Raw genomic sequence first — 26,871 nt, forward strand, 5'->3', positions numbered from 1 at the left:
GTTAAAGCAACTCTGCTACGGGCCTGAAGCTGCGCCGGTGTTCCGGCAATGGGCCCAGCAGACGCAACCGTTCCATATGCAGCGCGGTCGGATAGCCCTTATGGCGGGCAAAACCATAATCGGGGTAACGCTGATCCAGCTCTGCCATCTCCCGGTCACGGTAAACCTTAGCCAGAATCGATGCGGCGCTGATGGCTGGCTCTTTGAGATCACCTTTGATAATCGCTTCCGACGCACAGGGTAAACCCGGTGGACAACGATTACCATCGATCAGGGCAAACTCAGGCACAACGCTCAGTTGAGTGACCGCCCTTTGCATCGCCAGCATCGTGGCATGAAGGATGTTCAGCTCATCGATCTCGGCTGGGGTCGCCCAGGCAATCGACCAGGCCAGCGCCCGCTCCTGAATCAGCGGAAACAGCTGCTCTCGCTTCTTTTCGCTTAACTTTTTGGAATCTGTCAGGCCATCGACAGGCCTGGCTGGGTCAAGGATAACCGCTGCGGCAACCACATTTCCAATCAGTGGTCCCCGCCCTACCTCATCGACGCCCGCGACCAGTCGTCCGGTAGAGAAATCAAACCCCAGGTTTTCCACTCAGCCTCCCCCTGGATTGCAGCAAACGGACAATCGCATCGGCCGCCTTTTTACTGGCATCCTGACGCAGTTGCAGGTGAATCTCATAAAAATGCTGTTTCAGCGCACTCTGTTCTTCGCTATCGAGCAACGCCTGTTCAATGGCAGGCCCCAGTATTTCGGGGCGCACATCATTCTGTAGAATCTCAGGAACCAGAGGCGCATCTGCCAGCAGATTAGGCAGAGAGATATACTGGCTGCTGAGCAAACGGGAGATAATCATATAGGTGACCGGGGCCATCCGGTAAGCCACCACCATCGGCTTTTTCAGCAGTAACGCTTCAAGGGTCGCGGTGCCCGATGCGATCAGCACCGCATCCGCGGCAGTCAGCACCTCACGGGAACGTTTCAGCACCAGCTTGACCGGCAGATCACTATAACGGCGGTCGAGTAGCGCCCTGAGGTGGTCGTAACGCTGCTGATTAGCTGCCGGCATCACAAAAACAAGATCAGAGTTGCGCTTCAGTAACCAGCGAGCCGTATCCAGAAAGGGGTCAGCCAGATATTTCAGCTCACCACCACGACTGCCAGGCATCAGCGCGACAATCTGCTGTTCAAACGGCAGACCCAGGTCTGCTCTGGCCTTTGCCTGATCCGGTTCAAGGGGGATCATATTTGCCAGAGGATGACCGACAAACTCTACGGGCATCGCATGTTGCTGATAAAACTTCGCTTCAAACGGAAACAGCGTCAGCATCAGGTCGGTGGTTTTGAGAATTTTAAATACCCGTTTACTGCGCCAGGCCCAAACCGACGGGCTGACATAATGGACCGTTGGAATACCGGCAAGACGCAACTTGCCTTCAAGATTGAGGGTAAAATCCGGGGCATCAATTCCGATAAAAATATCCGGACGCTGCTGAGAAAAATGCGCCACCAGTGATCTGCGGATCCTTAGCAGCTCCCGCAACCGACCCAGCACCTCAACCAGTCCCATCACCGACAACTTTTCCATAGGATAAAGGCTGTGACACCCCTCAGCCTGCATCAGCTCACCACCGATGCCCTCAATCTCAATCTCAGGAAAACGTTGTTTCAGTTCTGCCAGCAGCCCGGCACCCAGAATATCTCCCGATGCCTCACCTGCTACGATACCGATGCGCAGGGTAGCCATACCCTAGCGAATGATGCCCCGACTGGAGGCTTTGAGTGAGTCCGACAACAGCTGAAGCTCTGGTGTTTCAGCCACCAGAGGATCGAGCTGAGCAATCGCCTCCTCCAGCTTCAGCCCCTGACGATAGATAATCTTATAAGCACGCTTGATATTCTGAATAGCCTCGGCAGAGAAACCACGTCGCCTCAGGCCTTCGGCATTAATACCGTGCGGCTGAGCGCTATTGCCATTAGACATAACAAAAGCAGGAATATCTTTCAGCACCACACTGCCGGCACCGCACATACTGTGAGAACCGATCAGACAAAACTGATGCACCGCGGTGAAACCACCCAGAATAATGTAATCACCCAAATGGACATGCCCGGCCAGGGCACAGTTATTCGCCAGAATATTCTGGTCACCGACAACGCAGTCGTGAGCCACGTGAACATTCGCCATAAACAGATTATGGCTACCAATCACGGTAATGCTATTGTCCTGGATGGTACCCCGGTGAACAGTACAGCCTTCACGGAAGACGTTATGATCCCCGATCAGCAGCTCTGTTGGCTCACCGTTATACTTTTTATCCTGGCAGTCTTCACCAATACTGGCGAACTGATAGATATGGTTATGCGAACCGATTTTCGTCGGTCCCTTGATAACCACGTGAGAATGGATTTTAGTCCCGGGACCGACCTCTACATCGGGGCCGATAATGGTCCAGGGGCCCACCTCAACATCATCGGCCAGCCGGGCCGACGGATCTATAATGGCGCTGGAGTGGATCAACTTTAAACCTTTCTATCTGCACAAAGAATAGTTGCTGAGCTTGCCAGCTCTCCATCAACTGTAGCACGAACATCAAATTTCCAGATACCCCGTTTTTCAGAAACGATGGTAGCTTCCAGCTGCAGTCTGTCTCCAGGCACTACCGGCCGCTTAAAACGGACCTTATCAGAACCAACAAAATAGTATATCGAGCCATCCTGCGGGGTTTTATCCATGGTTTTAAAGCCGAGAATTCCGGCAGCCTGCGCCATCGCTTCAACGATAAGCACCCCCGGCATGACCGGGTGGTCCGGGAAGTGACCATTAAAGAAGTCTTCATTCACGGTAACGTTCTTATAAGCGACGATCGATTCACCAGGTACCAACTCCACCACCCGGTCTACCAGGAGGAAAGGGTAACGGTGAGGTAAATATTTGCGGATCTCTTTTACATCCATCATCATTCAGGCTGACCTTCAGTATGCTGCTTTACAATATTTTCTAAACACTTAACCCGACGAGACAGTTCATCCAACTGACGAAATCTCACCACATTACGTTTCCATTGCTGATGGGGTTCCATCACCGTCCCGGAAGAGAATACACCCGGTTGCAATATAGATTTACTGACCAGTGTCATCGCCGTGATATGTGTACCATCAGCGATCGTCAGATGCCCGGCAATGCCAACACCACCAGCGATAGTACAATTTTTCCCTATCCGGGCGCTACCTGCGATCGCGGTGCAGGCGGCAATTGCCGTATTATCACCGATATTGACGTTGTGACCGACCTGTATCTGGTTATCCAGTATCACGCCATCTCCAATCACCGTATCATCCAGCGCGCCCCGGTCGACTGTTGTGCCGGCACCAATCTCGACCCGGTCACCCACCCGGACACTGCCCAACTGATGAATCTTAATCCATTCACCATTATTGTTAGCAAAACCAAATCCATCGGCTCCGATCACTGCACCACTGTGGATCACACACGACGCACCTAGCCTGACCTCATGATAGAGGGTTACATTGGCTGCAATACGGGTATTTTCTCCGATCACGCAGTTGCTACCGATCACACTATTTGCACCAATCGTCACTCCAGAGCCGATCTGTGCACCGTCGGCGATAACCACATTTGCGCCGATGGTCAGGTGATCACCCAGCAACGCAGTAGGACTGATCTGCGCCGCAGGACTAATTCCGCTGCCGGTCTCTGACAGGCCACAAAAAAGCGCGGTGGCTCTGGCATAGGCTATATATGGGTCGGCAACTACCAGCGCAATACCGGTCACATCGTCACGGTGTTCAGCCCGCACCAGCACAGCACCAGCCCTGCAAGAAGATAGCTGATGCTGATAACGACCACTATGTAAAAATGACAGCTGATGCTCTGTTGCCGATTGCAGCGTCCCTATGCCTTCTATCAGATGGTCAGAATCGACAGGCTCAGCCTCTAACAGGCTGGCCAGTTGCGATACGGTAAAAGGAGAATGAGCCATCGACCGCTTACTGCTTATCCAGCAGCTCTACAACCTTTGCGGTAATATCCAGCTCTGGCTTGACATAGAAAGTAGCCTCTTTGCTGACGATCATATCATAGTCACCAGACTCTATCAGGCTGCGAATCACAACATCCAGTTTCGGTCGCATCTGTTTCAGGAACTCTTCTTCACGCTGGCGCTGCTTCTGCTGCAGCGCCTGCCCCAGGCGCTGGTATTCGCCATAGGCTTTCTGGAACTGTACCCGCTGTTGATCCTGCACCTCTTTCGACTGAGTATCCTGGCCCTTTTTTATCTCATCCTGAATCTTTTTTACCTGGGCTTTCAGGTCTGACAACTGTTTCTGTTCACTGCTAAACTCTGAACTCAGTTTATCACGATAGGCTTCAGCCGCTTTGCTGTTCATAAGAGCCTGCTGCACACTGAGGGCTGCCACTTTTTCAGCCATGGCATTGAAGCTGAACACCAGTCCTACGATAAGTATCAGTGATCGAAACATAGTCATTCTCCTTAGAAAGTTCGTCCAAGAGCAAATTCAAAGAATCGCTCGTCATCTGTATCTTTAGCATTCAACGCCTTAGACAGGGCAATAGAGATCGGTCCGATTGGCGTCAGCCAGCTGAAGCCAAAACCAGCAGTGTAACGCAGCTCATCCAGCTTGATGCCATTATCACAACCTGAACTTCCAACAGGACACTCCGTGAGGAAGACATTACCGGCATCGGCAAACAGCAGGGTCCGCATCGAACTGGAGTCTTTTATAAAGGGTACCGGGAAGATCAGCTCGGCGCTCATATCAATAGCGACATTACCACCGAATGGATCATCTTTAGAATCACGAGGCCCCAGGGAGTTGGAGTCAAACCCACGAACAGAACTGAGACCACCGCTGTAATAGTTTTTAAAGAATGGGTATTCGTTGTCGCCCAGTTTTCCGGCGAAGGCGAGGCGTCCACGCAAGGATCCGATCAACCCCTCGCTGTCTTCGCTCAGCGGGTAGTAGATACGCCCCTTATACTGCTCTTTATGGTAGGAAAGATCACTGCCGGGAACGCCTATCTCTATCGAAGCACTCTGCGAATACCCCTCGGTAGGGAAAATCTTCCGGTTCAGATGGTTATCACTCCAGCTAAGCTGGACGTTGAAAATATTAAAGCTGTCGCCTTCCAAATCTATATAGTCTGTTACTTCCTGTGAAACATCGTTCGAAGGCTTAACCTTGATCCCTTCGAAGTTAAAACCAAAGTTCAGCCGCTGATAGTCATCCATCGGGTAGCCGAAATTGACCCCGGCCCCCAGGGTATCGGTGGAATAGTTACTCACATTCTCTTCATCGTAATGTGTTTCACGGGAATAGATGTTATAGCCCCGGCTGACGCCATCAACGGTATAATAAGGCTCGACATAGCTAAACTTGTATTCGGTAATCGTATCACTCTGAGTGATACCAAAGCCGACACTGTTACCCGACCCCAGAAAGTTATCCTGTTCAACACTCAGATTGAGAATCGCACCGCTGGTCTGTGAGAAGCCGACACTGGCAGAGAAGTTACCGGTATTGTCTTCAACAACACTGTATTCCAGATCCACCTGATCATCGGTACCGGGTACCGGTGCGGTTTCCACATTTACATCTTTAAAATAACCGGTCTGGGCAATACGCTGTTTGGAGCGCTCGATCGCTGCTGAAGAAACCAAACCACCTTCCATCTGTGATATTGAGCGGCGAGCCACCACATCCGCAGTTTTTGTATTACCTTTTATAGCGATGCGACGCACATAAGTCTGTTTGCCCGGGGCGATAAAAAACTGCAGATTAACGGTATTATCATCATTAATCTTAGGCACCGGGCTGACATTGGCAAACAGATAGCCTTTGTCGCCCAGCTTACGGACCAGCGCATCCTGAGACTCGGTCATTTCACGGCGGGAGAAGGTTGCCCCCTTAGCGACAGTGATCGCATCCAACAACTCCTGTTCATCCACCACCAGATCACCGGCAACGGTCACATCGCCAACGGAAAATTTCTCACCCTCGGTCACACTGACCGTGATGAAAACGTGTTTCTTATCCGGTGACAACGAAACCTGAGACGAATCAATTGTAAAGTTGATATAGCCGCGGTCCAGATAATAGGAACGCAGACGCTCCAGATCGCCGGCCAGCTTTTCCCGGGCATACTTATCGGAGTCACTGAAAAAGTCCCAGAACCCGGGTAGTTTGAGGGAAAACTCATCTTTCAGCTCCTCATCGCTGAACACCGTATTGCCAACGATATTGACATGTTGGATGGTCGCTACCTTGCCTTCCTTGATATCAATATTCAGTGCCACACGGTTTTCAGACAGTGGCTCCACCTCTGCTTCTATCGCCGCACCATAGCGCCCCTGTCCTGCATACATGCGCAGCAGATCCTGACGAATTTTTTCCAGGGTTGCCCGCTTAAAGACATCCCCCTCGCGCAGGCCGTTCTGCTTCAGCCCCTCCAGCAACGCGTCATCTTCCAGCACCTTATTCCCTTCAAGGCGTATCAGACTGACGGCGGGACGCTCCTGAACCCTGACGATCAGCACATTGCCATCACGGGCGATGCGGATATCATCAAAATAACCGGTGCGAAACACCCGACGGGTCGCCTCAGCAATCTCGCTCTGATCGACACTCTGCCCCGAGTCGATATCAAGATTTCGCAACACCAGGCCGGGTTCCACCCGTTGCAGCCCTTCCAGGCGCACATCTTCTACTGTGAATGATTGCGCACTAACAACCGCTGAAAACAGTGCCAGGGAAAAGAGAAGTCCGATTCTGATCTTCATGAACTGGTTCTTATATTGGATAGAAAATTTAAAGTCGCATTAGATCATTAAAAATAGCGACGCCCATAAGCGAAAACAAAACTGCCATTCCGATTCTTAAGCCAATCATCTGCACCTTCTCAGAGACTGGCCTCCCCCGTAGCAGTTCTACTGAATAATACAGCAGATGCCCACCATCCAGCATGGGGATTGGTAACAGGTTAAGAATACCGAGACTGATACTCAGGTATGCCAGAAATCCGGCAAATGCCTCTACACCCGAAGCCGCAGAAGCGCCTGCCACTTTAGCAATGGTTATCGGTCCACTCAAGTTTTTTACCGACAGAACCCCTTCCAGCATTTTCCAGATTGAATCAAGGGTTAGACTGATCATCTGCCAGGTTTGTGAAAACGCTCTGCCAATCGATTCGAAAACACCGTAACGCACCTGCCGTAACATCTCGGGCGGCCATTTAACCGGCACAACACCCGCGCCAACATAGCCAACCACGCCCTCTGCTTCAGACTTTTCATCCGGAGTAACCGTTATACTGAGTCGCTGCCCCTCACGCTGCAACTCCAGCTCAAGCGCCCGACCGGGATTCTCACGAATAATATCGACCAGTTGTCCCCACTCAGTCACCGGCTGATTATCGATTGCGACAACCCGGTCACCCGCAAGCAGACCCGCTCTTGCTGCCGCCCCTGTTTCCACCACCTGCCCAATAACAGCGGGGTGAACCGGCCGATAGGGCTGAATACCCAGTGCCGACAGAGGACTTTGCGTTTCCGGATTAAAATGCCAGTCAGTCAGACTCAACTGATAGCCCTGCGGCTGACCGCTCTGCCCCTTTCGGGCCGTCAACGGTACAGATATCGATTCACCGATATAGGTCGCCATCGCCAGATTAATCTCATCCCAGGAATGGGTTTTCCGCCCGGCAACGGTGAGAATCTCATCGCCATGTTGCAACCCGGCCCGCTCCGCCACACTGCCTGCGGCAATACTGCCAATTACCGGTGCCACTTTTTCAACACCCGAAACCAGCATCGCCCAGTATACGACCACCGCAAACAGAAGATTGACCACAGGACCAGCCGCCACAATGGCGATGCGCTGCAGGACAGGTTTGCGATTAAACGCCTGATCCTGCAGCTCAGGCTCAACTTCGGCTTCACGCTCATCCAGCATCGACACATAACCGCCGAGTGGAATCATGGCAATCACATATTCTGTATCGCGCCGGTCACGCCAGCAGACCAGCGGCTTACCGAAGCCGACAGAGAAACGTAAAACCTTGACACCACAACGCCTGGCCACCCAGAAGTGGCCATATTCATGGATGGTTACCAGAATCCCCAGGGTAACAATCAGTGCCAGTACCGTATTTATAATGTCCATCATTCCTCAGAATCAGCCAACCGCTATCAGTTGCAGCCCCACGACAAACACTGGCGCAGCCGCGGTAATACTGTCGATACGATCCAGTATCCCCCCATGACCAGGCAGCAAGCGACTACTATCTTTAATACCCCGATGCCGTTTGAGCATACTTTCAAACAGATCACCCAGCACCGAAGCCAGCCCGGCAATCATCGCCATCAGCAACAGATAGACTCCGGTTAGCAGATCAAGTTCAAGATAGAAAACAAAACAGAGCGATATCAGAGCACAGGAGGCCAGCCCACCCCACAGTCCGGCACGGGTTTTACCCGGACTAACGTTGGGTGCCAGCTTAGCGTGCCCCCAGGTTTTACCAGCGAAATATGCACCGATATCAGCCCCCCAGACCAATAACAACAACATCAGCAACAACACCCCGCCTCTGGGCAGGTGATGCAGACTGACCAGCGCCATCCAGCTGGAGGTCAACACCAGAACACCAATAAGAGCCCGCTGCCAGGTAGCTTGCCACCCCTTGGCCGAGGGGTAGCGCACAACCCAGTAGGCAGCCAGCCCCCAAAAGATAACAGCGACAGGAAGAACCCGGCCAAAAAGTGCATCCGGCGAATAATAATTAAGGGCAGCCATCAGGGCTGCTATAAGAGAGGTATATGCAAAGCGCACGGCAGGAGCACTCAGAGCAGACAGATTAGCCCACTCCCAGGCAGCCAAAAGAATAATCGCCGCCACAAACAGTTTAAACACGTCAAAGCTGGAGAGGAAAAGCCCCGCCAAAACCAACGGTGCCAACAGGACAGCGGTCCAGACCCTCTCTTTAAGCATTATCAGCCTCTATCTGTTCACTGGTTTTACCAAAACGACGCTCCCGGGTTGCATAGCTTTGAATCGCGGCACCCAGAGCGTTTTTGTCGAAATCAGGCCACAGCAGATCACTGAAAAAATACTCACTGTAAGCCATCTGCCAGATCAGGAAGTTACTGATGCGCTGTTCTCCAGCGGTGCGGATACACAGATCCGGGGGAGGCAGATCACTCAGGCACACCATCGAGCCAAGCAGTTCGGCATCCAGCTGTTCCGGGGTAAACTGTCCGTCAATACAACCCTGTGCAAAGCGTTTCGCCGCCTGAACAATATCCCACCGCCCCCCGTAGTTGGCAGCCACATTGACTATCAGCCCCGTATTAGCCGCCGTCAGCAGCTCGGCTTTATCAATCTTCTTCTGCAACGAACTGCTGAAGCGACTCTTATCACCGATAACCCGCAAACGGATATTGTGCTTATGAAGTTTCTTCACCTCGCGATCAAGCGCCAGAGCAAATAACTCCATTAACCCTTTTACTTCGAGCGGGGGCCGTTGCCAGTTCTCGCTACTGAAAGCAAACAGCGTCAGCACTTCCACGCCCAGTTCAGCGCACCCCTGTACCACACTGCGGACGCTTTCTACACCGGCCCGGTGACCCGCCAGACTACCTTTTCCATGCTTTTTCGCCCACCGGTTATTGCCATCCATAATGATCGCAATATGTCGCGGGACAGACTTTCCCACAGGCAGGCTGAGCTGTAATTTTTCCGACATATCAGACGCCGGCACACCCTAACAGAGGTTACCGGCTATTCCCTATTAAATTTCCATCAGGTCCGCTTCTTTATCCTGAAGCAGTTGGTCAACCTCAGCGATAAATTTATCGGTCAGCTTCTGAATCTGATCTTCACCACGACGGGCATCGTCTTCAGTGATCTCTTTTTCTTTCAGCAGATCTTTAATATCGCCATTGGCATCGCGGCGGATATTACGAATCGATACACGACCATTTTCAGCTTCCTGACGAGCCTGACGGATATACCCTTTACGGGTTTCTTCGGTCAGCGCAGGCATAGGCACACGAATCACTGCGCCTGCTGTAGAGGGGTTCAGGCCCAGATCAGATTTCATAATCGCCTTTTCAATATCGGGAACAAGATTGGATTCCCATGGGGAGATCGACAGCGTCCGACCATCCTCAACACTGATATTGGCTACCTGACTCAGCGGCACAGCTGAACCGTAATAATTCACATGTACGGTTTCCAGAATACTCGGATGCGCCCGACCTGTTCGAATCTTCTTCAGGTTTGTGGCCAGAGCTTCCAGACTTTTACCCATTCGATCCTGGGCATCCTGAGCGATCTCATTCAGCATATATATCTCCTACCGTCTCATTATTATCGATGACGGTTCCCTCGTCGCTACCAACAATCAGGTTGGCTAACGCACCTGGTTTGTTCATATTGAAAACCCGGACCGGCATATCATGGTCACGAGCCAGACAGATTGCAGTCAGATCCATGACGCCCAGCTGCTTATCCAGCGCTTCATCAAATGTCAGATGCAGATAGCGCTTGGCAGAAGGGTCCTTCATTGGATCTGCGGTATACACACCATCAACCTTGGTGGCTTTTATTACCACATCAGCATCGATTTCGATGCCCCGCAGACATGCGGCAGAGTCTGTAGTAAAAAACGGGTTACCGGTACCCGCAGAAAAAATCACAACATCACCCTGATTCAGGTAACGGACCGCATTACGGCGATCATAATCATCCACCACACCGCGCATCGGTATGGCAGACATTACACGGGTAGCAATATTACAACGTTCCAGCGCATCACGCATCGCTAATGCATTCATCACTGTTGCCAGCATCCCCATGTGGTCTCCGGTCACCCGGTCAAGGCCCGCTGCACTGAGTGCCGCACCACGGAACAGGTTACCACCACCAATAACCATACCGACCTGAACACCTATACCGACCAGTTGACCTATCTCCAGCGCCATCCGGTTCAGCACCTTAGGATCGATGCCGAAATTTGCTTCACCCATCAGGGCTTCGCCACTTAATTTGAGCAGTATACGTTTATATTTGGAATGTTTATTTGAGGCAGGCATCGGTATCGTCTCCACCCGGACTGAGTTCGCACCAGTGTAACAAGAAAGAAATAGATTGCGCACCCAGAACAGGCGCGCAATCTGCGCAGGATCAGTGTTTAACCTTTCAACTGCTCAGCAACTTCAGCAGCGAAGTCTTTATGCTCGACCTCGACACCTTCACCTACTGCAATACGGATGAAAGATGCAACAGAAGCGCCCGCATCTTTAACCAACTGACCCACTTTAACATCGGGGTTTTTAACGAATGGCTGTTCAACCAGGCTGTTTTCTGCCAGGAATTTGTTGATACGTCCAACAACCATCTTTTCTGCGATCTCTGCAGGCTTGCTAGCCATATCAGGCTGAGCCAGAATGATCTCTTTCTCTTTCGCAACAACATCAGCAGGCATATCTTCTTTGCTAACCACTTGCGGATTAACAGCAGTAACATGCATTGCGACATCTTTAGCCAGCTCAGCATCGCCACCGTTCAGGGCAACAATGGCCGCCAGAGTACCAGTACCGTGAACGTAAGCAGCGACCGTTTCGCCTTCAACAATGAAAACACGACGTACGCCGATATTCTCACCGATCTTCTGTACCAGCGCATCACGAACATCAGTCAGTTCACCAGCCATCAGTGCGGCAACGTCTGTCTGCTTGTCAGCAAAAGCTTTTTCCAGAACCGTTTGAGTAAAGGCCAGGAAGTTGTCATCACGAGCAGCAAAGTCAGTTTCAGAGTTAACTTCAACTGCAACGGCATAGCTGCTGTCATCAGCAACTTTAACCGCAACAACACCCTCAGCTGCAGTACGACCAGCCTTTTTAGCCGCTTTCATACCTGATGCTTTACGCAGCTCTTCGATCGCCTTATCCACATCGCCATCAGCAGCAGCCAGCGCTTTCTTACACTCCATCATACCCAGACCGGTACGATCGCGCAGTTCTTTTACCTGCTTAGCGGAGAAGTTTGCCATTTGGTTTTACCCCATTAACAATCTATTGATTCAAATTCAAAAAAAGGGGAGCAACTCAGCTCCCCCTCCCGCGTGTCTGAATAGTCTATCCAAACCGCTTGACAGTCTGATTACTCAGCAGCAGCGTCGTCTTCAACTTCAACGAATTCGCTCTTGTCACCAGCATTAACTTCCGCGCCTTCAGAGCATGCATCAGCAACCGCTTTAACGTAGATCTGAATTGCACGCAGGGCATCGTCGTTACCCGGAATAACGTAGTCAACACCATCAGGGTTGCTGTTAGTATCAACGATACCAATGACAGGGATACCCAGCTTGTTAGCTTCATTGATAGCGATACGCTCGTGATCAACGTCAACCACAAACAGCGCGTCTGGCAGACCACCCATATCCTTAATACCACCGATAGACAGCTCCAGCTTTTCCATCTCACGCTGACGCATCAGCGCTTCTTTCTTGGTCAGCTGAGCGAAAGTACCATCCTGGCTCTGTGCTTCAAGATCACGGAAACGACGGATAGACTGACGGATAGTCTTGTAGTTAGTCAGCATACCACCCAACCAGCGGTGGTTAACGTACGGCATATTCGCACGAATTGCTTCTTCTTTGATGGTCTTGCTGGCAGCACGCTTAGTACCAACGAACAGAATTTTGTTCTTGTTGCCAGCCATGCCTTTAACAACATCCAGCGCACCATTCAGTGCTGGCAGGGTGTGTTCCAGGTTGATGATATGAATCTTGTTACGGGCACCAAAAATGTATTTACCCATTTTCGGGTTCCAGTAACGGGTCTGGTGACCGAAGTGAACACCTGCTTTCAGCAGGTCACGCATTGTAACTTTTGCCATTATATTTTCCTAAGTATTAGGGTTAGACGTCCATGCACCCCACCCCCCAACCGCAAGCGGCACCCAAGGAGATGTGTCGGTAACATGTGTGGATTTATGAAACCTGCGTTTGCAAACCCTGCGGATTCAGAAACTCAAATTTCGAGCGCGATTTTATACCATAAACGCCCCCTGTTTTGAAGTATGAATTACAATCTATTTATTCGCAGTGTTTTGTTCTTGGTCGGTAAATTCGCTACAATCCACTGATATCTTCTTACGCCCCAAAGGCTTACAAATTTAAGGGTTTATATGAGCATCACGATTAAAACGCCGGAAGAGATCGAAAAAATGCGCGTCGCAGGACGTCTGGCTGCAGAAGTCCTGGAAATGATCGCCCCCTTTGTCAAGCCAGGCGTCACCACAGAAGAACTGAATACCATCTGCCATAACTATATGGTCAACGAGCAGCAGGTAATCCCGGCGCCACTCAACTATCACGGGTTTCCCAAGTCGATCTGCACCTCGGTCAACCACGTTGTCTGTCACGGTATTCCAAATGACAAGCCACTCAAAAACGGGGACATTATCAATATCGATATTACCGTGATTAAAGATGGCTACCACGGCGACACCAGCCAGATGTTCTATGTCGGCAATGTCCCTCCCCATGCGCAACGGCTGTGCGAAATCACTCAGGAATGCCTGTATAAAGGGATGGCCCTGGTCAAACCTGGCGCCCGCCTGGGCGATATAGGCCATGTGATCCAGCAATACGCTGAAGCCAATCACTATTCAGTGGTACGGGAATACTGTGGCCACGGCATCGGCATCGGTTTCCACGAAGACCCACAAGTAGTGCATTATGGTAAGCCGGGGACCGGCGTCGAACTGCAAGAGGGGATGTGCTTTACCATTGAGCCGATGATCAATGCTGGCAAACGCCACGTTAAATTGCTAAAACGGGACGGCTGGACAGTCGAAACCGTCGACAAGCGCCTTTCGGCGCAATGGGAACATACAATCCTGGTCACCGCTGATGGTTATGAAACGCTAACCAGACGCAAGGATGAAACCATCTAATCTACCGCTGCCGAGGGCAATCCATGTCGCACAACGCTTTTGCTGCTGATGAAACGCTCTTTTCTGCCAGCGAGTTTAGCGCTGCCCTGGCGCAATCAAGCTCCCCCATACCGGTATTTAAAGATGCATTGAAAGCAGCCCAGGAGAAGATGGACGCCCGCTTCCGGGAAGGCGAGGATATTCGCAAGCTGATCTATGGTCGCGCCTGGCTGATCGATCAGTTGCTACTGCAGGCCTGGCAACTGTTTGACTGGCCAGACGATAAACATATTTGCCTGATGGCCGTCGGAGGTTATGGCCGGGGCGAGCTGCACCCCCGCTCCGATGTCGATATTCTGATTTTGCTGGATAACATCAGTGACAGCGAAGTACAGGAGAGTATCAGCCGCTTTCTCACACTGCTATGGGATATCAATCTCGACATTGGTTCCAGCGTCCGCACCCTTGACGAATGCTACAACGAAGCCCAAAGCGATATCACTATCGCAACCAATCTGATCGAATCGCGTCCACTGGTCGGCAATGCCGATCTGCATATTCAGATGTACCTGCGGGTAACTTCAGAAGGCGCATGGACCGATAAAGAGTTCTTCCTCGCCAAGGTGAATGAACAAAACAGCCGGCACGACAAAACCAACGATACCGAATACAACCTGGAACCCAACCTGAAAAACTCTCCCGGAGGATTACGGGATCTGCAGACTATTGGCTGGGTGGCGAAACGTCATTTTGGTGCGACCTATATCCGCGACCTGGTGGATCACGGTTTTCTCACCGAGCTGGAGCTGGACACTCTGAACAAGGGTGAGCTCTACCTCTGGACGGTACGCTACGCCCTGCATATGCTCTGCCAGCGCCGCGAAGACCGACTACTGTTCGATCATCAGCGCAGCCTCGCAGACCTGTTCGGCTATACCGATCAGAGCGGCGCACTGGCCGTTGAGCAGTTCATGAGCAAGTACTACCGGGTTGCCAAGGCGATGTCTGAGTTCAACGGCATGCTGCTGCAGTATTTTGATGAGGTTATTCTGCGCCGTGAAGAGGAGCAGGTTATCGAACCACTGAATAACCGCTTCAACCTGCACAACGGTTTTATCCGGGTCGCCTATGAGTCAGTTTTTGAACACCACCCGTTCGCGATGCTGGAAATGTTTGTACTGCTGGCGCAAAACCCTGAGATCAAAGGGGTGAGGGCATCCACCATCCGTCTGATCCGCAACAACCGGCACCGTATCGACGATGAGTTCCGTAACGATATTCGCAACACCTCCCTGTTTATGGAGCTGTTAAAGCAGGATAAAGGGGTCTCTACCGAACTTAAGCGGATGAACCGGTTTGGTATTCTCGGTCTCTACCTGCCTGAATTTGGTGATATCGTCGGACAGATGCAACACGACCTGTTTCATATCTACACGGTCGATGCCCACACCCTGAAAGTGATACAGAAGATACGCAAGTTCCGTCACAAGGATCAGCGGGAGAAATTCCCGATCGCCTACCGCATCATCAATCAGTTGCCCAAGCTGGAGCTAATCTACATTGCCGGGCTTTACCACGACATTGCCAAAGGGCGTGGTGGCGACCACTCAGAGCTGGGCGCGGAAGACGCGATAGCTTTCTGTCTGCGGCACCATCTGGGTAAATGGGATACCCATATGGTGCAATGGCTGGTGCGCAACCACCTGCTGATGTCGATGACTGCGCAGCGCAAAGATATCTCTGACCCGGATGTGATTCTGCACTTTGCCAAACAGGTACGGGATATCGCCCACCTGGATTATCTCTACATCCTGACGGTGGCCGATATCAACGCCACCAACCACAGCCTCTGGAACAGCTGGCGGGCAACCCTGATGCGTCAGCTGTATACCGAAACCAAACGCGCACTCCGTCGGGGACTGGAAAACCCGGTTAATAAAGATGACCGGGTCGAACAGATTCAGAATGAAGCCCTGGCGATTATGCAGCGCAAAGGCTTCAACGAGCAGGAGGTCATCGAGTTCTGGAACCTCCTCGGCGACGATTACTTCCTGCGCGAACAGCCGCAGCATATTGCCTGGCAAACCCAGGGAATACTGGAGCACGGAGACTCTGATCTGCCACTGGTTATGATCCGCAAAACATCCTACCGGGCTTTTGAAGGGGCCACTGAGATCTTTGTCTACATGCCTGACCTGCCAAGCCTGTTTGCCGCTGCCGCTTCAGCCCTGGACCAGCTCAACCTGAACATTCAGGATGCGCGCATTATGGTGGCCGACAACAATCAGGCACTCAACACCTATACGGTGCTGGCTGAAGATAACCTGCCATTGCCGGATGACGAAGCGTTTCTGGAACAGATTCGCAATCACCTGGTGGAAGAGCTGGATGACCCCGACGACTTCCCGGCCATCATTCAGCGCCGCATTCCACGTCAGATGAAACTGTTTGCCTATCCAACCCAGGTCAACATGAGCACCGACCCGGCCACTCAACTGACCACCCTGGAGATTATCACACCAGACCGGCCCGGACTGCTGGCCCGACTGGGGGGAATCTTTGTTGATTTTGGCATCTCGGTGCGCAAAGCCAAGATCGCCAGTATAGGCGAACGGGTAGAAGACTTTTTCTTTATCTCCGACGAGCAGGGACAGGCCATCAGTGACCCGGATCTCTGCATCAGGCTGCAAGAGGCGATCTGTCAGCAGCTGGATGAGTATAGTAAGTCAGCCTGACGCTGACGCATTAATCTGACAGGTGAATATTCATGGACAAACAGACACAAACCGAATTAGAAGCGGCAGCTTTTCGCCGCCTGGTACAACATCTGGATCAACGCAAAGATGTACAGAATATCGATCTGATGATTCTGGCAGGCTTCTGCCGCAACTGCCTGTCCAAGTGGTACAAAGCCGCCGCCGACGAACGGGGGGTAGAACTGAGTTACGAAGCAGCCTGCGAGCAGGTCTACGGCATGCCATACTCCGAGTGGAAAGAGAAACATCAGAAGAAGGCAACCCCTGAACAACTGGCGGCCTACGAAGCGACTCAGAAGCCGGGATAACACCTCATATGCCAGGTTTTACCAGAGCAACGCTCATAAAAAAGCCGGTCTGATTTGACCGGCTTTTTTTTATACCCAAACGACCCTCACACCCCGCAACTATTGACTGGCCTGCCAGGCACGCTGCACCTGATTCAGATCGATCTCCAGAATCGTGGCGTAAACATCGGTCTGCACCGGATAACTTTTCACCACCCGTGCGCCGCGGACAATGCCGGCTACCGCCCCCTGAAACTGGTTGTTCTGTAAGACCATATCCTTCACCGATGTAGTCCCGGCCAGATACTGCCCATGCACCAGCGCCGTCAGCTCACGATAGGCATCCAGCTTTGAGGCTTTCATCGCCATCAGCACCTTATGCTGCTGGGTTTGCCCCTCCTGCAGACTGATGGGAGCATAACCCGTCACCTGAACCCAGTTGGGTTCTATCGGCGTATCATCCACCCTGGGCGGCAGATCCGGCAGCGCCGAAACAATATCTTTTGTGGACTCAACAAAGGTTTCGCAGCCCGCCAGAGAGATCACCAGCAACATTGCCAGCATCGCCTGTATCAGGCTTTTCAGCCCCTTTCTGAAGCGCCAGAAGCCCGCATTCATTGTTTACTCTCCGAAGCCGGTTGACGTGTACCATTCTCAATAATCATACCATCATCCATCGCTTTGATCGGGTCATAGCCCGGCAGGGCACCTTCCAGGCGTACAGAGGGAATATTAGTCTGGGCCGACGCCATAATCTGACGACTGGTGGTGTCCAGCACCCGGGCATTGATAATGATGCCATCCGGGTGCTGACTGTAGGTACCGGTCAGCACAAAATGGATTCTGAAACGGTTACGAATACCCGACAGGTTCTCTGTAGAGAGTGGATCTTTTACAGTCGTATTCAGGCTAACTGCTCGAAAATCGACCAGATTATAGCCATGCTGCTGTAACTGAAAAATAAAGTTCTCACTCAGACGTTCACCGGTCGGCGTTCCTGAGGCTTTGTTACCCAGTTGCACAAAGGGAAGAATTGCAATCGGCAGCCGCTTAATACGATTCTCAGCCAGACCAACATTCAACTGCACCGCCATCTGCGCCACCGCTTCGCTTAGCGGATCAGCGCCCGAAGGCTGATCTCCCACCACCTGAACTTCATGTTTGGCTAACTCACGCTGCGCTTCAAGATTCGCCGCTTCCGCTGCGCGCATCTGCTCCAGCGCCTGCGGATCTACACTCTGCACCGCCACAGGGACCGGCTCATTCAGCGCACAGCCGGCCAGCAAAACAGACCAAAGCAGTAAAGAATATCTCATCGACACCCGACACCCAGAATTGAATATCCGTTTAAACTAACATAAATCAGGCACTTAAACAGTCCCTGCCGTATTGCAACAGATCAATAATTTGCATACCTTAGTGTATTATCGGTCAGCCAGAAAGTATGTTTAGCCCTATGATTCGTATCGCCGCAGCACTCTTGTTCAGCCTTCTCAGCCTGTCACTGCATGCCGTTACGATGGAAGCAGAGGGACGCGCACTGATATTCGACAAGGATATTGATTCTGCCCGCCAGGCCGCCATCAAGAATGCCACCCAGCAAGCCTCTCTGCAGGCCAGCGCCATTGTCAGCAGCACCCAGAGCATCGATCAGGGAGTATTGAGCATCGACAATATGCAGGTCAGCACGCTGGGGATGGTCAGCAATATCGAAATTATTGATGAGAAAATCCAGGGGCGGATGCTCTGGGTCAAAGTCCGCGCCGATATCGATTTCGAAGAGGGTTGCGCCGCAGGCGTCTCCGGACACGGCTACCAGAAATCGGTGGCGGTAACCGCCTTTCCCCTGCTCTATCCACAACAGGCCAGTCTTGGTGCGCTCAGCAATATGCCGACAGAACTCAGCAGTCTGCTCAGCAATCAGATCAACCAGACCAGCAACCTGAGGGCACTCAACGCCGGTATGCTCAACGTACTTGAAGCACCAGCCACCGCCCCCACCCGCCAGCTCAGCGCCGGTGCCCTGACCACCGTACTGGACTACACCCGCCAACTGGACGTCCAATATATCGTCTCCGGCGTCATTCGTGATATCAGCCTCTACGATTCCTCTGTCATTGATCCACAGCGCAATATTCTGGTAGACCTCTATAACCGACTCGATTACCGCAGCAAACGCCACCTGCGCACTCTGGTACTGGACCTGTATATCCACGATGGTTTTTCCGGCGCCCTGCTCTTCAGCAAACAATACGCCACCGCCGGACGCTGGAATCTCGAACCCGAAGCCCGCCCAGGTTTTGCCAGCGCTGAGTTCTGGCGTCAGGATTATGGCAAGCAAACCCGTGAACTGCTGAATCAGGTCGCTGCCGACCTCAATGATGAACTGCGCTGCATGCCTTTCTCTGCACGCATCACCAAAAGCGAAGATAACCTACTCTGGTTCAATGCCGGAGCCCTGGCGGGTATAAAGGTGGGCGATAAACTCACGGTGTACCGCAAATCAAACTTCTATACTGACGATATGCGCAGCCATATACAGCTTATCAACACCCGCAAAACCATGACCGTCACCGAAGTACAACCGATGTTCGCCATCGGCCGACTGGCGGAAGATGGTGCAATCTACAATATACAGCCGGATGATGTCGTGATTTCCTGGTAAGCGCGAAGCGCTTAACAGGCAGACCGCCGCGAAGCGGCTAGCTAGACGCGACTGCGTCGCTTGCTAGGAGCTAGACGAAAAACTTCGTTTTTCTTGCTAGAAAAAGCAAAGAAGAGATAACTTTATTGCTCGCTCTGTTAGAACTGCTTTGAGCTATAAAGTCAGTGGATCATTGCAATAACTTGAATCAGAAACTGAACTGAGTCAAATTGCCCGCTACAATAATGTCAAATCCTTCTCAAAGGATTGTCCAGAGAGCTGCTTAGGAAAATTTATGACATGGAATTTGTTTTTTTATTTGCTTACCTGTCGTTGTACTGGGCTATTAGAATTAATCAGGCATTAACCCCAGAAGATTTAATGTTACATGATGAACGACTTGGCCATTTAGTTATTATGCTTCTAATTGCCATGCCTGTTGTGATTCTCAGAGTGATAGTAGGAAACAGGTACTACAGGAAGAAATTTCATGGCCTTTACCCTTCTATAAACGTCAAGAATCTTATGCAGCATGACATCTCATACTCTGCTCTCTGTACGATAGTTGTCGGTATCATTTATGTCTCTGAACGGGATTATTTTGATGCTGGTTTTCGTGAGTTTGGAGTGTCAATGTTTATATATTGGTTTGCATCTATGCTGCTTGGCTTTCTTCGATGGCTTCCTGCCACCAAGAATGGCTTTAGGTAACAAATGGCAGTTGTATAAAGTTATCAAAAGCATCTTCTTAATGTCGTTAGTTAACCCTATGAATCCTCATTGAAAACTTGACACAAAAAAACCGCCAAATGACGGTTCTTTTTTATGCTTTTTCTAGCAAGGAAACGAAGTTTCCGTCTAGCGAGTGACGAAGTCACGTTCTAGCGAGCCGCGAAGCGGCGGTCTTGAAATAATTGCTCCGCAATTATTTCTGCGTCCCGCGAATATTCACTTCCACCCGGCGGTTCATCGCCCGGCCACCAGCAGTATCGTTGCTGGCCACCGGATAGCGCTCACCATAGCCCCGGGATTGCAGGCGCAGCGGTGCAACACCTTTACTGGACAGATACTGGGCTACGCTGGCAGCGCGTCGCTCAGACAGGGTCTGATTGGTTTCAAACGAACCGGTACTGTCGGTAAAACCATCGACATTGACGACGGTCTTATCAAATTTAATCAGCACCTTGGCGACAGAGCTCAGGGTTGGGTAGAAGCCCTGGTCAATATTGTAAGATCCGGTTGGGAAGGTCACATTGCCAGGCATAATCAGTCGGATTGAGTCGCCGATACGTTCCACCCGAACGCCTGTGCCTTCCAACTCCTGACGCAGCAACATCTCCTGCTGGTCCATATAGTAACCGATACCGCCACCCACGGCGCCGCCCAGCAGTGCACCGGCAATCGCGCCTTCCGTTCTTTTACCTTTGCCTGCCACTGCATTCCCAAGAACCGCACCGGCAACCGCACCGATCCCGGCACCTGTTGTGGCGTTGCTGGTTTTTGCTTCCTGAGTGTATGGATCCATTGTCTGGCATCCCGCCAGTGCGATTGCACCAGCCAAAACAATAATTTTTTTCATTATCACTCCTTTGAGGATCTGTGAAAAAGTTCAGCCTGATTCAGACGATACTGTGAACTGACAAAACCTGTGATGATCTCGTTTATCTCAACCGGGGTTAGTTTCTATTCTGCCAACTAAGTTCCCCCTTAGCCAATCTGATTAGCAAATTATCGCTTTTTAAGCTGAATATCACCTTAGCGAGGCATTTTTCCCGATATAGATCTGGCCTCAGGTTACAACAACTTATAGAATCTCTTCTTAACACATTAGTACGACCTTTGTATTGCGATCGAATCATTCTGTCCGAGGATTATCACTTGTCTCAGCTACCAGTCATCGTGGGGTTCGGCGGCATCAGCCCAGCCGGACGTAGTTCCTTTCACCATGGCTATCGTCGCCTGATCCTCGATAAGCTCAGCAGTGATAAGCGCAACGAGACCCTGCTTGACCTGGCGACCCTGACAGGGCTGGCTGGCTACAGAGACAACAGTTACGTCGATCAGAAAGGAAACCCGACGCCTGTCAGCGAACTGCTGGAGGCAATTACTCCGCAGGTGTGCAATAACACCCTGATTCGCCGGATTGAAAAAGAGTGTTTCGATGTTCATAACGTCACATTCAATAAACCCGCTACGATCAATGCTGCCGAGCCTATCACTTTTACCCTGCGCAAACGCCAACTGCCACAGAACATCCCTGCCAACTGGTCAGTAAAGCCTCTGTCTGCCACTCAGATTGAAGTGACACTGACAGGTGATCTGGAAGTTATTTTTCCGGATTTTAAGGAAGCACTGGTCCAGTCAGCCGGACAGCTACCCAGTGGTTTCCAACCCGGCAAGTTGTATCAGTCGCGCAACCATCCCCGCAATATCCAGATGACCGTATTTGGGGCTTCCGATGCTCTCAACTCTGCCGGAATACCCTGGGATAAAATTGCCGCCGCCGTCAGCCCCGATCAGATCGGTGTTTACGCCAGCAACTCCATCGGTCAGCTTGATGATCTGGGGTTTGGCGGTCTGACTAAATATCCATCTATCGGTAAACGCACTACCTCAAAACAGATGCCACTGGGCTACGCGCAGATGCCAGCGGATTTTGTCAACGCGTACATCCTGGGCAGCGTGGGCGTAACTGGCGGCTCACTGGGTGCCTGTGCGACCTTTCTTTACAACCTGCGCAACGCGGTAAACGATATCCGTTCAGGGCGCCGCAAGGTGGTCTTAGTGGGTGGCAGTGATGCTCCGGTGACCCAGGAAGTTATTGAAGGCTTTCGCTCAATGGGGGCACTGGCAGAGGATAAAGACCTTCTGGCACTGGATAACCTTGCCGAACTGAGTGGCGATGATTACCGTAAAGCCTGTCGTCCCTTTGGCAATAACTGTGGTTTTACGATCGCCGAGTCTTCCCAGTTCACCCTTCTGATGAGCGATGATCTGGCTATTGAACTGGGTGCAGATATCTATGGTGCAGTTCCTGAAGTGTTCGTCAACGCCGATGGCCACAAGAAATCGATCTCGGCCCCCGGTATCGGCAACTATATCACCCTGGGCAAAGCAGCATCGCTGGTACAAAGCATGCTGGGACAGACCTCCCTGCATCAGCGCAGCTTCGTACAGGCCCACGGCACCAGCACACCGCAGAACAGAGTAACTGAATCCCATGTCATCAATGAGACCGCGAAAGCCTTTGGCATTCAGAACTGGACAGTGGCTGCACTGAAATGCTTTATCGGCCACTCTCAGGGAACCGCCGGTGGCGACCAGATGAACCTGTCTCTGGGGGTATGGCAGTATGGCTATATCCCTGGCATCACCACCACTCCTGAGTTTGCCAGCGATATCCACAACAGCAACCTTAATCTGAGCAACCAGCATATTGAAGTTGGCCCACAAGGCATGGACTCGATAATCCTGAACTCCAAAGGGTTTGGTGGTAATAATGCCAGCGCGGTTGTCCTGGCTCCCCATATTACTGAGCAGATGCTACTGAAACGTCATGGCCAGGAAGCGATCAATCGCTACCAGGATAAACGTGCTATCACTCGAGAGATGGCTAACAGCTACGACCAGGACAGCATTAAAGGGCTGACCCGACCGATCTATCTCTATGACCACAACGTGCTGGCGGGTGAAGACCTTGAGATCAGTAACCGGGCAATCAGGCTTCCTGGCTATAACCAGCCCGTCAGCCTTGATATTGAGAACCCATTTGACGATATGAACTGAACGGGTACTCAGACTTCAGCCTTATAACAACAGACTATCAGGAAATCACATGTTCAGAGTTATCACCGCACTACTTATAACCCTGGCCCTGACCGGATGCATGGACAGCATCAGTAAACTGTCTGAACCGGCGGATACCAGTTACTACACCGTTGACCTGAAGGATTATGAATACTGCAGGGGGAATACAACACAATGCCTTAGCATGACACTCATTGGCACAGGACTACCCTACTTCAAACCGATCGAAGAGGCATACAGTCAGAAATTATCTGGAAAAAACTCTCTAAAATCCCTGATTCGCATGCTACTTACTTCTGATAATGCTAAATACCCGATAGTAAAAGAAAGCGAAGACGGTCGTTACTATCGGCTTGGGGCCAACAAACAGACCGATACTGTATGGAAAACCCTCCAACATATTGAAGAATCTCTCTACAACCCTAAAAGGTTAATCGACTGAGCACTGGTCACCCCAATCACGTCAGCCAGCGGTTCCTGCCTGAGTTTAGCAACTACCGCGGCAACCTTTGCCACCCGCTCGGGGTAGTTCAGCTGCCCCTGATACCCCAGTAACGGCATATCGGGGCTATCAGTCTCGAGGACAAAACTTTCCAGCGGCAGCTCTGCCACCAGTTTTCTCAGTTTTGTCGCGCGATCATAGGTGACCGCGCCACCGATTCCCAGCTTATACCCCAGTTTCAGGTACTCTCGGGCCTGTTGCTCACTACCCGAAAAGGCATGCACCAGCCCTGCCCGCTGCAACTTTATCTGACGTAACTGCTTTAGCACCTGATCATGGGCTTTACGAACATGTAACAGCACCGGCTTATCAAACTGATCTGCCAGCCTGAGTTGAGGGACGAAAAAAGCGAGTTGATGTTGCAGATCAGCCTGGGGGATAAACAGATCCAGCCCGATCTCGCCAACCGCAACCAACTCGGGATGATCCTGAAGCTCCTGTTCCAGCCGCAGCAGATCACTCTCTACAGCGGGATGATCGAAGCAGGGATGCAAACCCAGCGCGGGGTATAACGCGGAATATCGGGCGCACAGCGTTAATAAACGGTTCCAGTGAGGTTCGGATACACCAGGCACCACAAACCCCGTCACACCCTTGTCCCGGGCACGTTTAAGAACACTGTCTATGTCGTCTGCCAGTTCCGGAAAATCCAGATGGCAGTGGGTATCAATAAGCGGCATAGAATAAATCGCTGTGTGACGCGGATTAGTGGCTAGTGGCTAGTGGCTAGTGGCTAGTGGCTAGTGGCTAGTGGCTAGTGGCTAGTGGCTAGTGGCTAGTGGCTAGTGAAAGTTTAAGAGCCTTCCTCAGGAGTATCAAGTTTATAAGTCGGTACATCTATTTGTAGAACGCCCTTTCTGGCCACCCATAAAAATATTCTTGCATGTTATGGGGAAGGATACAGAAAGTATTGATACCTTCCCGGTTGGTTGGAGCCCTCTCCAGATATTTAAAATCGCGGCAAAGCGACCTTTGTAGGCGGTAAAAGCAAGAACTCCTGACGTTGCAGGATGCCGCTCCACAACCGGCAGGCGGAGGTATGGATATGTGACGCTGAAAAGCATAAGGGGAATGTTTTACCAGAGTACCCAAAGAGCATGCTAAGTACACAGAGAACGCCGAGAAACGCTATTTATAAGCTTTCCTCTGTGGCCCTCTGTGTCCTCTGTGGTGAATCTCTTTTAAGCTGTTGTATCGATCCACAGAAGATCAAATATGCAGGCATCCTTTCCCGATAAAGCGCGATGAACCTAAAAAACGCGCCAGTGGCGCGTTTTCGTGTTTAATGCTCCCGGGTCGCCCGGAAACGCATATCCGGCCAGCGCTCCTCGGTGAGACTCAGGTTTACCCGCGTCGGTGCCAGGTAGGTCAGCAAGCCACCACCATCCAGGGCCAGGTTATCTCCCCCTTTACGGCGGAACTCTTCCAGCTTGCGGGCATCATCGCATTCAACCCAGCGGGCGGTTGCGATGGTCACCGGCTCATACATACACTCAACCTTGTACTCATCTTTAAGACGATACACCACCACCTCAAACTGTAGCTGGCCCACCGCCCCGAGAATCAGGTCGTTCTTGTTGATCGGCTGGAACAGCTGTACCGCACCCTCTTCTGATAGCTGCTGCAAACCTTTCTGCAACTGCTTCATCTTCAGGGGGTCTTTAGCCCGCACCCGACGGAACATCTCCGGTGCAAAGTGGGGAATACCGGTAAACTTCAGGTCTTCGCCTTCGGTAAAGGTATCGCCTATCTGGATCGTACCGTGGTTGTGCAAGCCGATAATATCACCAGACCAGGCTTCCTCTACGTTGGAACGATCGCCGGCAAGAAAGGTTACCGCGTCGGCGATCTTCACATCTTTGTTGATCCGCACATGACGCATCTTCATCCCCCGGGTATAACTCCCCGAGCAAACCCGCATAAAAGCGATCCGGTCACGGTGTTTAGGGTCCATATTAGCCTGAATCTTAAACACAAAACCTGAAAACTTATCCTCATCGGCAGAGACAGTCCGGCTGATCGTTTCCCGTGCTATCGGTGACGGTGCAAACTCGACAAAACCATCCAGCATTTCACGCACGCCAAAGTTAGACAGCGCAGTACCAAAATACACAGGTGTCTGACGGCCTGCCAGATACTCATCCTGATCATATTCATGGCTGGCCCCCCTTACCAGGTCGATCTCATCGACAAAATCATCATAGAGATTACCCAGTAGTTCCCGGGCGGCATCGCTTGCCAATCCCTGTACCTGGATATCATCGGGAATCACACTCCCCTGCCCCGGCGTAAACACATGAATCGTATCGGTATAAAGGTTATAAACCCCGCGAAAATCCTTACCCATACTGATCGGCCAGGTAATCGGTGCAGCCGCAATCTTCAGGACCTCTTCAATCTCATCCAGCAACTCAATCGGGTCGCGGATATCCCGGTCCATTTTGTTAACAAAGGAGAGAATCGGCGTATCACGAAGACGGCAAACCTCCATCAGCTTGATCGTCCGGTCCTCGACACCCTTAGCACCGTCCACCACCATCAGAGCTGAATCCACAGCCGTCAGTGTGCGGTAAGTATCTTCAGAGAAATCTTCGTGTCCCGGCGTGTCCAGCAGGTTAACGATGCGCCCGTTATGGGGAAACTGCATCACCGATGATGTCACCGAGATACCCCGTTCCTGTTCCATCGTCATCCAGTCAGACGTCGCATGCCGATCAGATTTTTTACCCTTAACGGTACCCGCTTTCTGAATCAGGTTTCCGAACAGCAGCAGTTTTTCGGTAATCGTGGTTTTACCCGCATCCGGGTGAGAGATAATCGCGAAAGTCCGACGAATCGACACTTCCTTAGAGATACTAGACATAGAGATCCGGTTACGTTGGAAACAGCCCTGC

The 26,871-nt window shown here is 51.5% G+C and carries 26 protein-coding genes; 7 read left to right on the forward strand and 19 right to left on the reverse strand.

Translation table 11 applies throughout. The annotated features are described in order from the left end of the window. Position 1: 1 nt before the first annotated feature. From rnhB to rpsB, 14 genes are all read right to left on the reverse strand, one after another. Positions 2-595: a ribonuclease HII gene (gene rnhB / locus BMY09_RS16880; RefSeq protein ID WP_091360601.1), complete on the reverse strand. Its 594-nt coding sequence runs from the start codon at positions 593-595 to the stop codon at positions 2-4. Then, entirely contained in the window at positions 576-1,748 is a 1,173-nt protein-coding gene (gene lpxB, locus BMY09_RS16885; RefSeq protein WP_091360602.1) for a lipid-A-disaccharide synthase, read from the reverse strand. Before lpxB ends, rnhB begins: the two co-directional genes overlap by 20 nt. Before the next feature lie 3 nt (positions 1,749-1,751). Then, the gene (gene lpxA, locus BMY09_RS16890; RefSeq protein ID WP_091360604.1) at positions 1,752-2,522 is read right to left on the reverse strand and encodes an acyl-ACP--UDP-N-acetylglucosamine O-acyltransferase; all 771 of its coding nucleotides are present in this window, start codon (positions 2,520-2,522) and stop codon (positions 1,752-1,754) included. Between the two features lie 2 nt (positions 2,523-2,524). After that, entirely contained in the window at positions 2,525-2,965 is a 441-nt protein-coding gene (gene fabZ / locus BMY09_RS16895; protein ID WP_205209916.1) for a 3-hydroxyacyl-ACP dehydratase FabZ, read from the reverse strand. Further along, positions 2,962-4,005: a UDP-3-O-(3-hydroxymyristoyl)glucosamine N-acyltransferase gene (gene lpxD / locus BMY09_RS16900; protein ID WP_091360606.1), complete on the reverse strand. Its 1,044-nt coding sequence runs from the start codon at positions 4,003-4,005 to the stop codon at positions 2,962-2,964. Before lpxD ends, fabZ begins: the two co-directional genes overlap by 4 nt. 7 nt (positions 4,006-4,012) lie before the next feature. Then, on the reverse strand, positions 4,013-4,504 hold the full coding sequence (locus BMY09_RS16905) for an OmpH/Skp family outer membrane protein (RefSeq protein WP_091360608.1): 492 nt from the start codon (positions 4,502-4,504) through the stop codon (positions 4,013-4,015). Between the two features lie 11 nt (positions 4,505-4,515). Next, positions 4,516-6,822, reverse strand: coding sequence for an outer membrane protein assembly factor BamA (gene bamA, locus BMY09_RS16910; protein ID WP_091360609.1), 2,307 nt, complete (start codon positions 6,820-6,822; stop codon positions 4,516-4,518). 28 nt (positions 6,823-6,850) lie between these two features. Further along, positions 6,851-8,203 carry a sigma E protease regulator RseP gene (rseP, locus tag BMY09_RS16915; protein WP_091360669.1) on the reverse strand — a complete coding sequence of 451 codons (1,353 nt, stop codon included), beginning with the start codon at positions 8,201-8,203 and terminating at the stop codon, positions 6,851-6,853. A gap of 12 nt (positions 8,204-8,215) precedes the next feature. Continuing rightward, positions 8,216-9,028, reverse strand: coding sequence for a phosphatidate cytidylyltransferase (locus BMY09_RS16920; RefSeq protein ID WP_091360611.1), 813 nt, complete (start codon positions 9,026-9,028; stop codon positions 8,216-8,218). Further along, positions 9,021-9,782 carry a polyprenyl diphosphate synthase gene (uppS, locus tag BMY09_RS16925; protein ID WP_091360613.1) on the reverse strand — a complete coding sequence of 254 codons (762 nt, stop codon included), beginning with the start codon at positions 9,780-9,782 and terminating at the stop codon, positions 9,021-9,023. The genes BMY09_RS16920 and uppS overlap by 8 nt, the downstream gene beginning before the upstream one ends. 45 nt (positions 9,783-9,827) lie before the next feature. Then, on the reverse strand, positions 9,828-10,385 hold the full coding sequence (gene frr, locus BMY09_RS16930; protein WP_091360615.1) for a ribosome recycling factor: 558 nt from the start codon (positions 10,383-10,385) through the stop codon (positions 9,828-9,830). Next, positions 10,375-11,133 carry a UMP kinase gene (pyrH, locus tag BMY09_RS16935; RefSeq protein ID WP_091360617.1) on the reverse strand — a complete coding sequence of 253 codons (759 nt, stop codon included), beginning with the start codon at positions 11,131-11,133 and terminating at the stop codon, positions 10,375-10,377. The genes frr and pyrH overlap by 11 nt, the downstream gene beginning before the upstream one ends. Positions 11,134-11,231: 98 nt before the next feature. Then, on the reverse strand, positions 11,232-12,092 hold the full coding sequence (tsf, locus tag BMY09_RS16940; RefSeq protein ID WP_091360619.1) for a translation elongation factor Ts: 861 nt from the start codon (positions 12,090-12,092) through the stop codon (positions 11,232-11,234). Positions 12,093-12,202: 110 nt separating this feature from the next. Continuing rightward, complete coding sequence (rpsB, locus tag BMY09_RS16945) at positions 12,203-12,940, reverse strand: 30S ribosomal protein S2 (RefSeq protein ID WP_091360621.1); 738 nt, start codon at positions 12,938-12,940, stop codon at positions 12,203-12,205. A 291-nt stretch (positions 12,941-13,231) separates the two neighbouring features. Between rpsB and map the strand changes: the two genes are divergently transcribed. The 3 genes from map to BMY09_RS16960 are packed head-to-tail and all read left to right on the forward strand — an operon-like array spanning position 13,232 to position 17,045. Then, on the forward strand, positions 13,232-14,002 hold the full coding sequence (gene map, locus BMY09_RS16950) for a type I methionyl aminopeptidase (RefSeq protein ID WP_091360623.1): 771 nt from the start codon (positions 13,232-13,234) through the stop codon (positions 14,000-14,002). Positions 14,003-14,025: 23 nt separating this feature from the next. Beyond that, on the forward strand, positions 14,026-16,716 hold the full coding sequence (locus BMY09_RS16955) for a [protein-PII] uridylyltransferase (protein ID WP_091360625.1): 2,691 nt from the start codon (positions 14,026-14,028) through the stop codon (positions 16,714-16,716). A gap of 32 nt (positions 16,717-16,748) precedes the next feature. Next, entirely contained in the window at positions 16,749-17,045 is a 297-nt protein-coding gene (locus tag BMY09_RS16960) for a DUF1244 domain-containing protein (protein WP_091360627.1), read from the forward strand. Between the two features lie 99 nt (positions 17,046-17,144). Here the strand turns inward: BMY09_RS16960 and BMY09_RS16965 are convergent, their stop codons facing one another. Both BMY09_RS16965 and BMY09_RS16970 read right to left on the reverse strand, forming a co-directional pair. After that, positions 17,145-17,642: an LPP20 family lipoprotein gene (locus BMY09_RS16965; RefSeq protein WP_245756619.1), complete on the reverse strand. Its 498-nt coding sequence runs from the start codon at positions 17,640-17,642 to the stop codon at positions 17,145-17,147. Next, complete coding sequence (locus BMY09_RS16970) at positions 17,639-18,340, reverse strand: FlgO family outer membrane protein (RefSeq protein WP_091360629.1); 702 nt, start codon at positions 18,338-18,340, stop codon at positions 17,639-17,641. The genes BMY09_RS16965 and BMY09_RS16970 overlap by 4 nt, the downstream gene beginning before the upstream one ends. Before the next feature lie 128 nt (positions 18,341-18,468). Here BMY09_RS16970 and BMY09_RS16975 point away from each other — a divergent pair, with 128 nt between their 5' ends. After that, positions 18,469-19,689: a flagella assembly protein FlgT gene (locus BMY09_RS16975; RefSeq protein WP_091360630.1), complete on the forward strand. Its 1,221-nt coding sequence runs from the start codon at positions 18,469-18,471 to the stop codon at positions 19,687-19,689. A gap of 279 nt (positions 19,690-19,968) precedes the next feature. Continuing rightward, complete coding sequence (locus BMY09_RS16980) at positions 19,969-20,379, forward strand: hypothetical protein (RefSeq protein ID WP_091360632.1); 411 nt, start codon at positions 19,969-19,971, stop codon at positions 20,377-20,379. A gap of 214 nt (positions 20,380-20,593) precedes the next feature. Here BMY09_RS16980 and BMY09_RS16985 read toward each other — a convergent pair whose 3' ends face one another. Beyond that, positions 20,594-21,247, reverse strand: a complete 654-nt coding sequence (locus BMY09_RS16985) for a YiaD family glycine zipper/OmpA-like lipoprotein (protein WP_091360633.1) — start codon at positions 21,245-21,247, stop codon at positions 20,594-20,596. A 299-nt stretch (positions 21,248-21,546) separates the two neighbouring features. On the opposite strand from BMY09_RS16985, the gene BMY09_RS16990 reads away from it, so the two are divergent. Together BMY09_RS16990 and BMY09_RS16995 are read left to right on the forward strand one after the other, a co-directional pair. Then, positions 21,547-23,454: a beta-ketoacyl synthase gene (locus BMY09_RS16990; RefSeq protein WP_091360635.1), complete on the forward strand. Its 1,908-nt coding sequence runs from the start codon at positions 21,547-21,549 to the stop codon at positions 23,452-23,454. Between the two features lie 49 nt (positions 23,455-23,503). Then, entirely contained in the window at positions 23,504-23,917 is a 414-nt protein-coding gene (locus tag BMY09_RS16995) for a hypothetical protein (RefSeq protein ID WP_091360637.1), read from the forward strand. On the opposite strand, the gene BMY09_RS17000 is transcribed toward BMY09_RS16995, so the two are convergent. Both BMY09_RS17000 and BMY09_RS17005 read right to left on the reverse strand, forming a co-directional pair. Beyond that, positions 23,890-24,657, reverse strand: coding sequence for a TatD family hydrolase (locus BMY09_RS17000; protein ID WP_091360638.1), 768 nt, complete (start codon positions 24,655-24,657; stop codon positions 23,890-23,892). The genes BMY09_RS16995 and BMY09_RS17000 overlap by 28 nt on opposite strands. Positions 24,658-25,259: 602 nt before the next feature. Then, a complete protein-coding gene (locus tag BMY09_RS17005; protein WP_091360640.1) occupies positions 25,260-26,840 on the reverse strand; it encodes a peptide chain release factor 3 in 1,581 nt (526 codons plus the stop codon). Between the last annotated feature and the right edge of the window lie 31 nt (positions 26,841-26,871).

The sequence above is a fragment of the Amphritea atlantica genome (assembly GCF_900111095.1).
In the GTDB taxonomy this organism is placed as follows: domain Bacteria; phylum Pseudomonadota; class Gammaproteobacteria; order Pseudomonadales; family Balneatricaceae; genus Amphritea; species Amphritea atlantica.

Bases quoted from the DNA above. Each gene is read 5' to 3' on its own strand.
- BMY09_RS16970 (WP_091360629.1), bottom strand. From the start codon at position 18,340: ATGAGATATTCTTTACTGCTTTGGTCTGTTTTGCTGGCCGGCTGTGCG.
- lpxB (WP_091360602.1), bottom strand. From the start codon at position 1,748: ATGGCTACCCTGCGCATCGGTATCGTAGCAGGTGAGGCATCGGGAGAT.
- lpxD (WP_091360606.1), bottom strand. From the start codon at position 4,005: ATGGCTCATTCTCCTTTTACCGTATCGCAACTGGCCAGCCTGTTAGAG.
- BMY09_RS16965 (WP_245756619.1), bottom strand. From the start codon at position 17,642: ATGAATGCGGGCTTCTGGCGCTTCAGAAAGGGGCTGAAAAGCCTGATA.
- pyrH (WP_091360617.1), bottom strand. From the start codon at position 11,133: ATGCCTGCCTCAAATAAACATTCCAAATATAAACGTATACTGCTCAAA.
- BMY09_RS16955 (WP_091360625.1), top strand. From the start codon at position 14,026: ATGTCGCACAACGCTTTTGCTGCTGATGAAACGCTCTTTTCTGCCAGC.
- BMY09_RS16985 (WP_091360633.1), bottom strand. From the start codon at position 21,247: ATGAAAAAAATTATTGTTTTGGCTGGTGCAATCGCACTGGCGGGATGC.
- frr (WP_091360615.1), bottom strand. From the start codon at position 10,385: ATGCTGAATGAGATCGCTCAGGATGCCCAGGATCGAATGGGTAAAAGT.
- BMY09_RS16905 (WP_091360608.1), bottom strand. From the start codon at position 4,504: ATGTTTCGATCACTGATACTTATCGTAGGACTGGTGTTCAGCTTCAAT.
- BMY09_RS16980 (WP_091360632.1), top strand. From the start codon at position 19,969: ATGGAATTTGTTTTTTTATTTGCTTACCTGTCGTTGTACTGGGCTATT.
- BMY09_RS17000 (WP_091360638.1), bottom strand. From the start codon at position 24,657: ATGCCGCTTATTGATACCCACTGCCATCTGGATTTTCCGGAACTGGCA.
- map (WP_091360623.1), top strand. From the start codon at position 13,232: ATGAGCATCACGATTAAAACGCCGGAAGAGATCGAAAAAATGCGCGTC.
- rseP (WP_091360669.1), bottom strand. From the start codon at position 8,203: ATGGACATTATAAATACGGTACTGGCACTGATTGTTACCCTGGGGATT.
- tsf (WP_091360619.1), bottom strand. From the start codon at position 12,092: ATGGCAAACTTCTCCGCTAAGCAGGTAAAAGAACTGCGCGATCGTACC.
- uppS (WP_091360613.1), bottom strand. From the start codon at position 9,782: ATGTCGGAAAAATTACAGCTCAGCCTGCCTGTGGGAAAGTCTGTCCCG.
- BMY09_RS16960 (WP_091360627.1), top strand. From the start codon at position 16,749: ATGGACAAACAGACACAAACCGAATTAGAAGCGGCAGCTTTTCGCCGC.
- fabZ (WP_205209916.1), bottom strand. From the start codon at position 2,965: ATGATGATGGATGTAAAAGAGATCCGCAAATATTTACCTCACCGTTAC.
- BMY09_RS16975 (WP_091360630.1), top strand. From the start codon at position 18,469: ATGTTTAGCCCTATGATTCGTATCGCCGCAGCACTCTTGTTCAGCCTT.
- bamA (WP_091360609.1), bottom strand. From the start codon at position 6,822: ATGAAGATCAGAATCGGACTTCTCTTTTCCCTGGCACTGTTTTCAGCG.
- BMY09_RS17005 (WP_091360640.1), bottom strand. From the start codon at position 26,840: ATGTCTAGTATCTCTAAGGAAGTGTCGATTCGTCGGACTTTCGCGATT.
- BMY09_RS16995 (WP_091360637.1), top strand. From the start codon at position 23,504: ATGTTCAGAGTTATCACCGCACTACTTATAACCCTGGCCCTGACCGGA.
- BMY09_RS16920 (WP_091360611.1), bottom strand. From the start codon at position 9,028: ATGCTTAAAGAGAGGGTCTGGACCGCTGTCCTGTTGGCACCGTTGGTT.
- rpsB (WP_091360621.1), bottom strand. From the start codon at position 12,940: ATGGCAAAAGTTACAATGCGTGACCTGCTGAAAGCAGGTGTTCACTTC.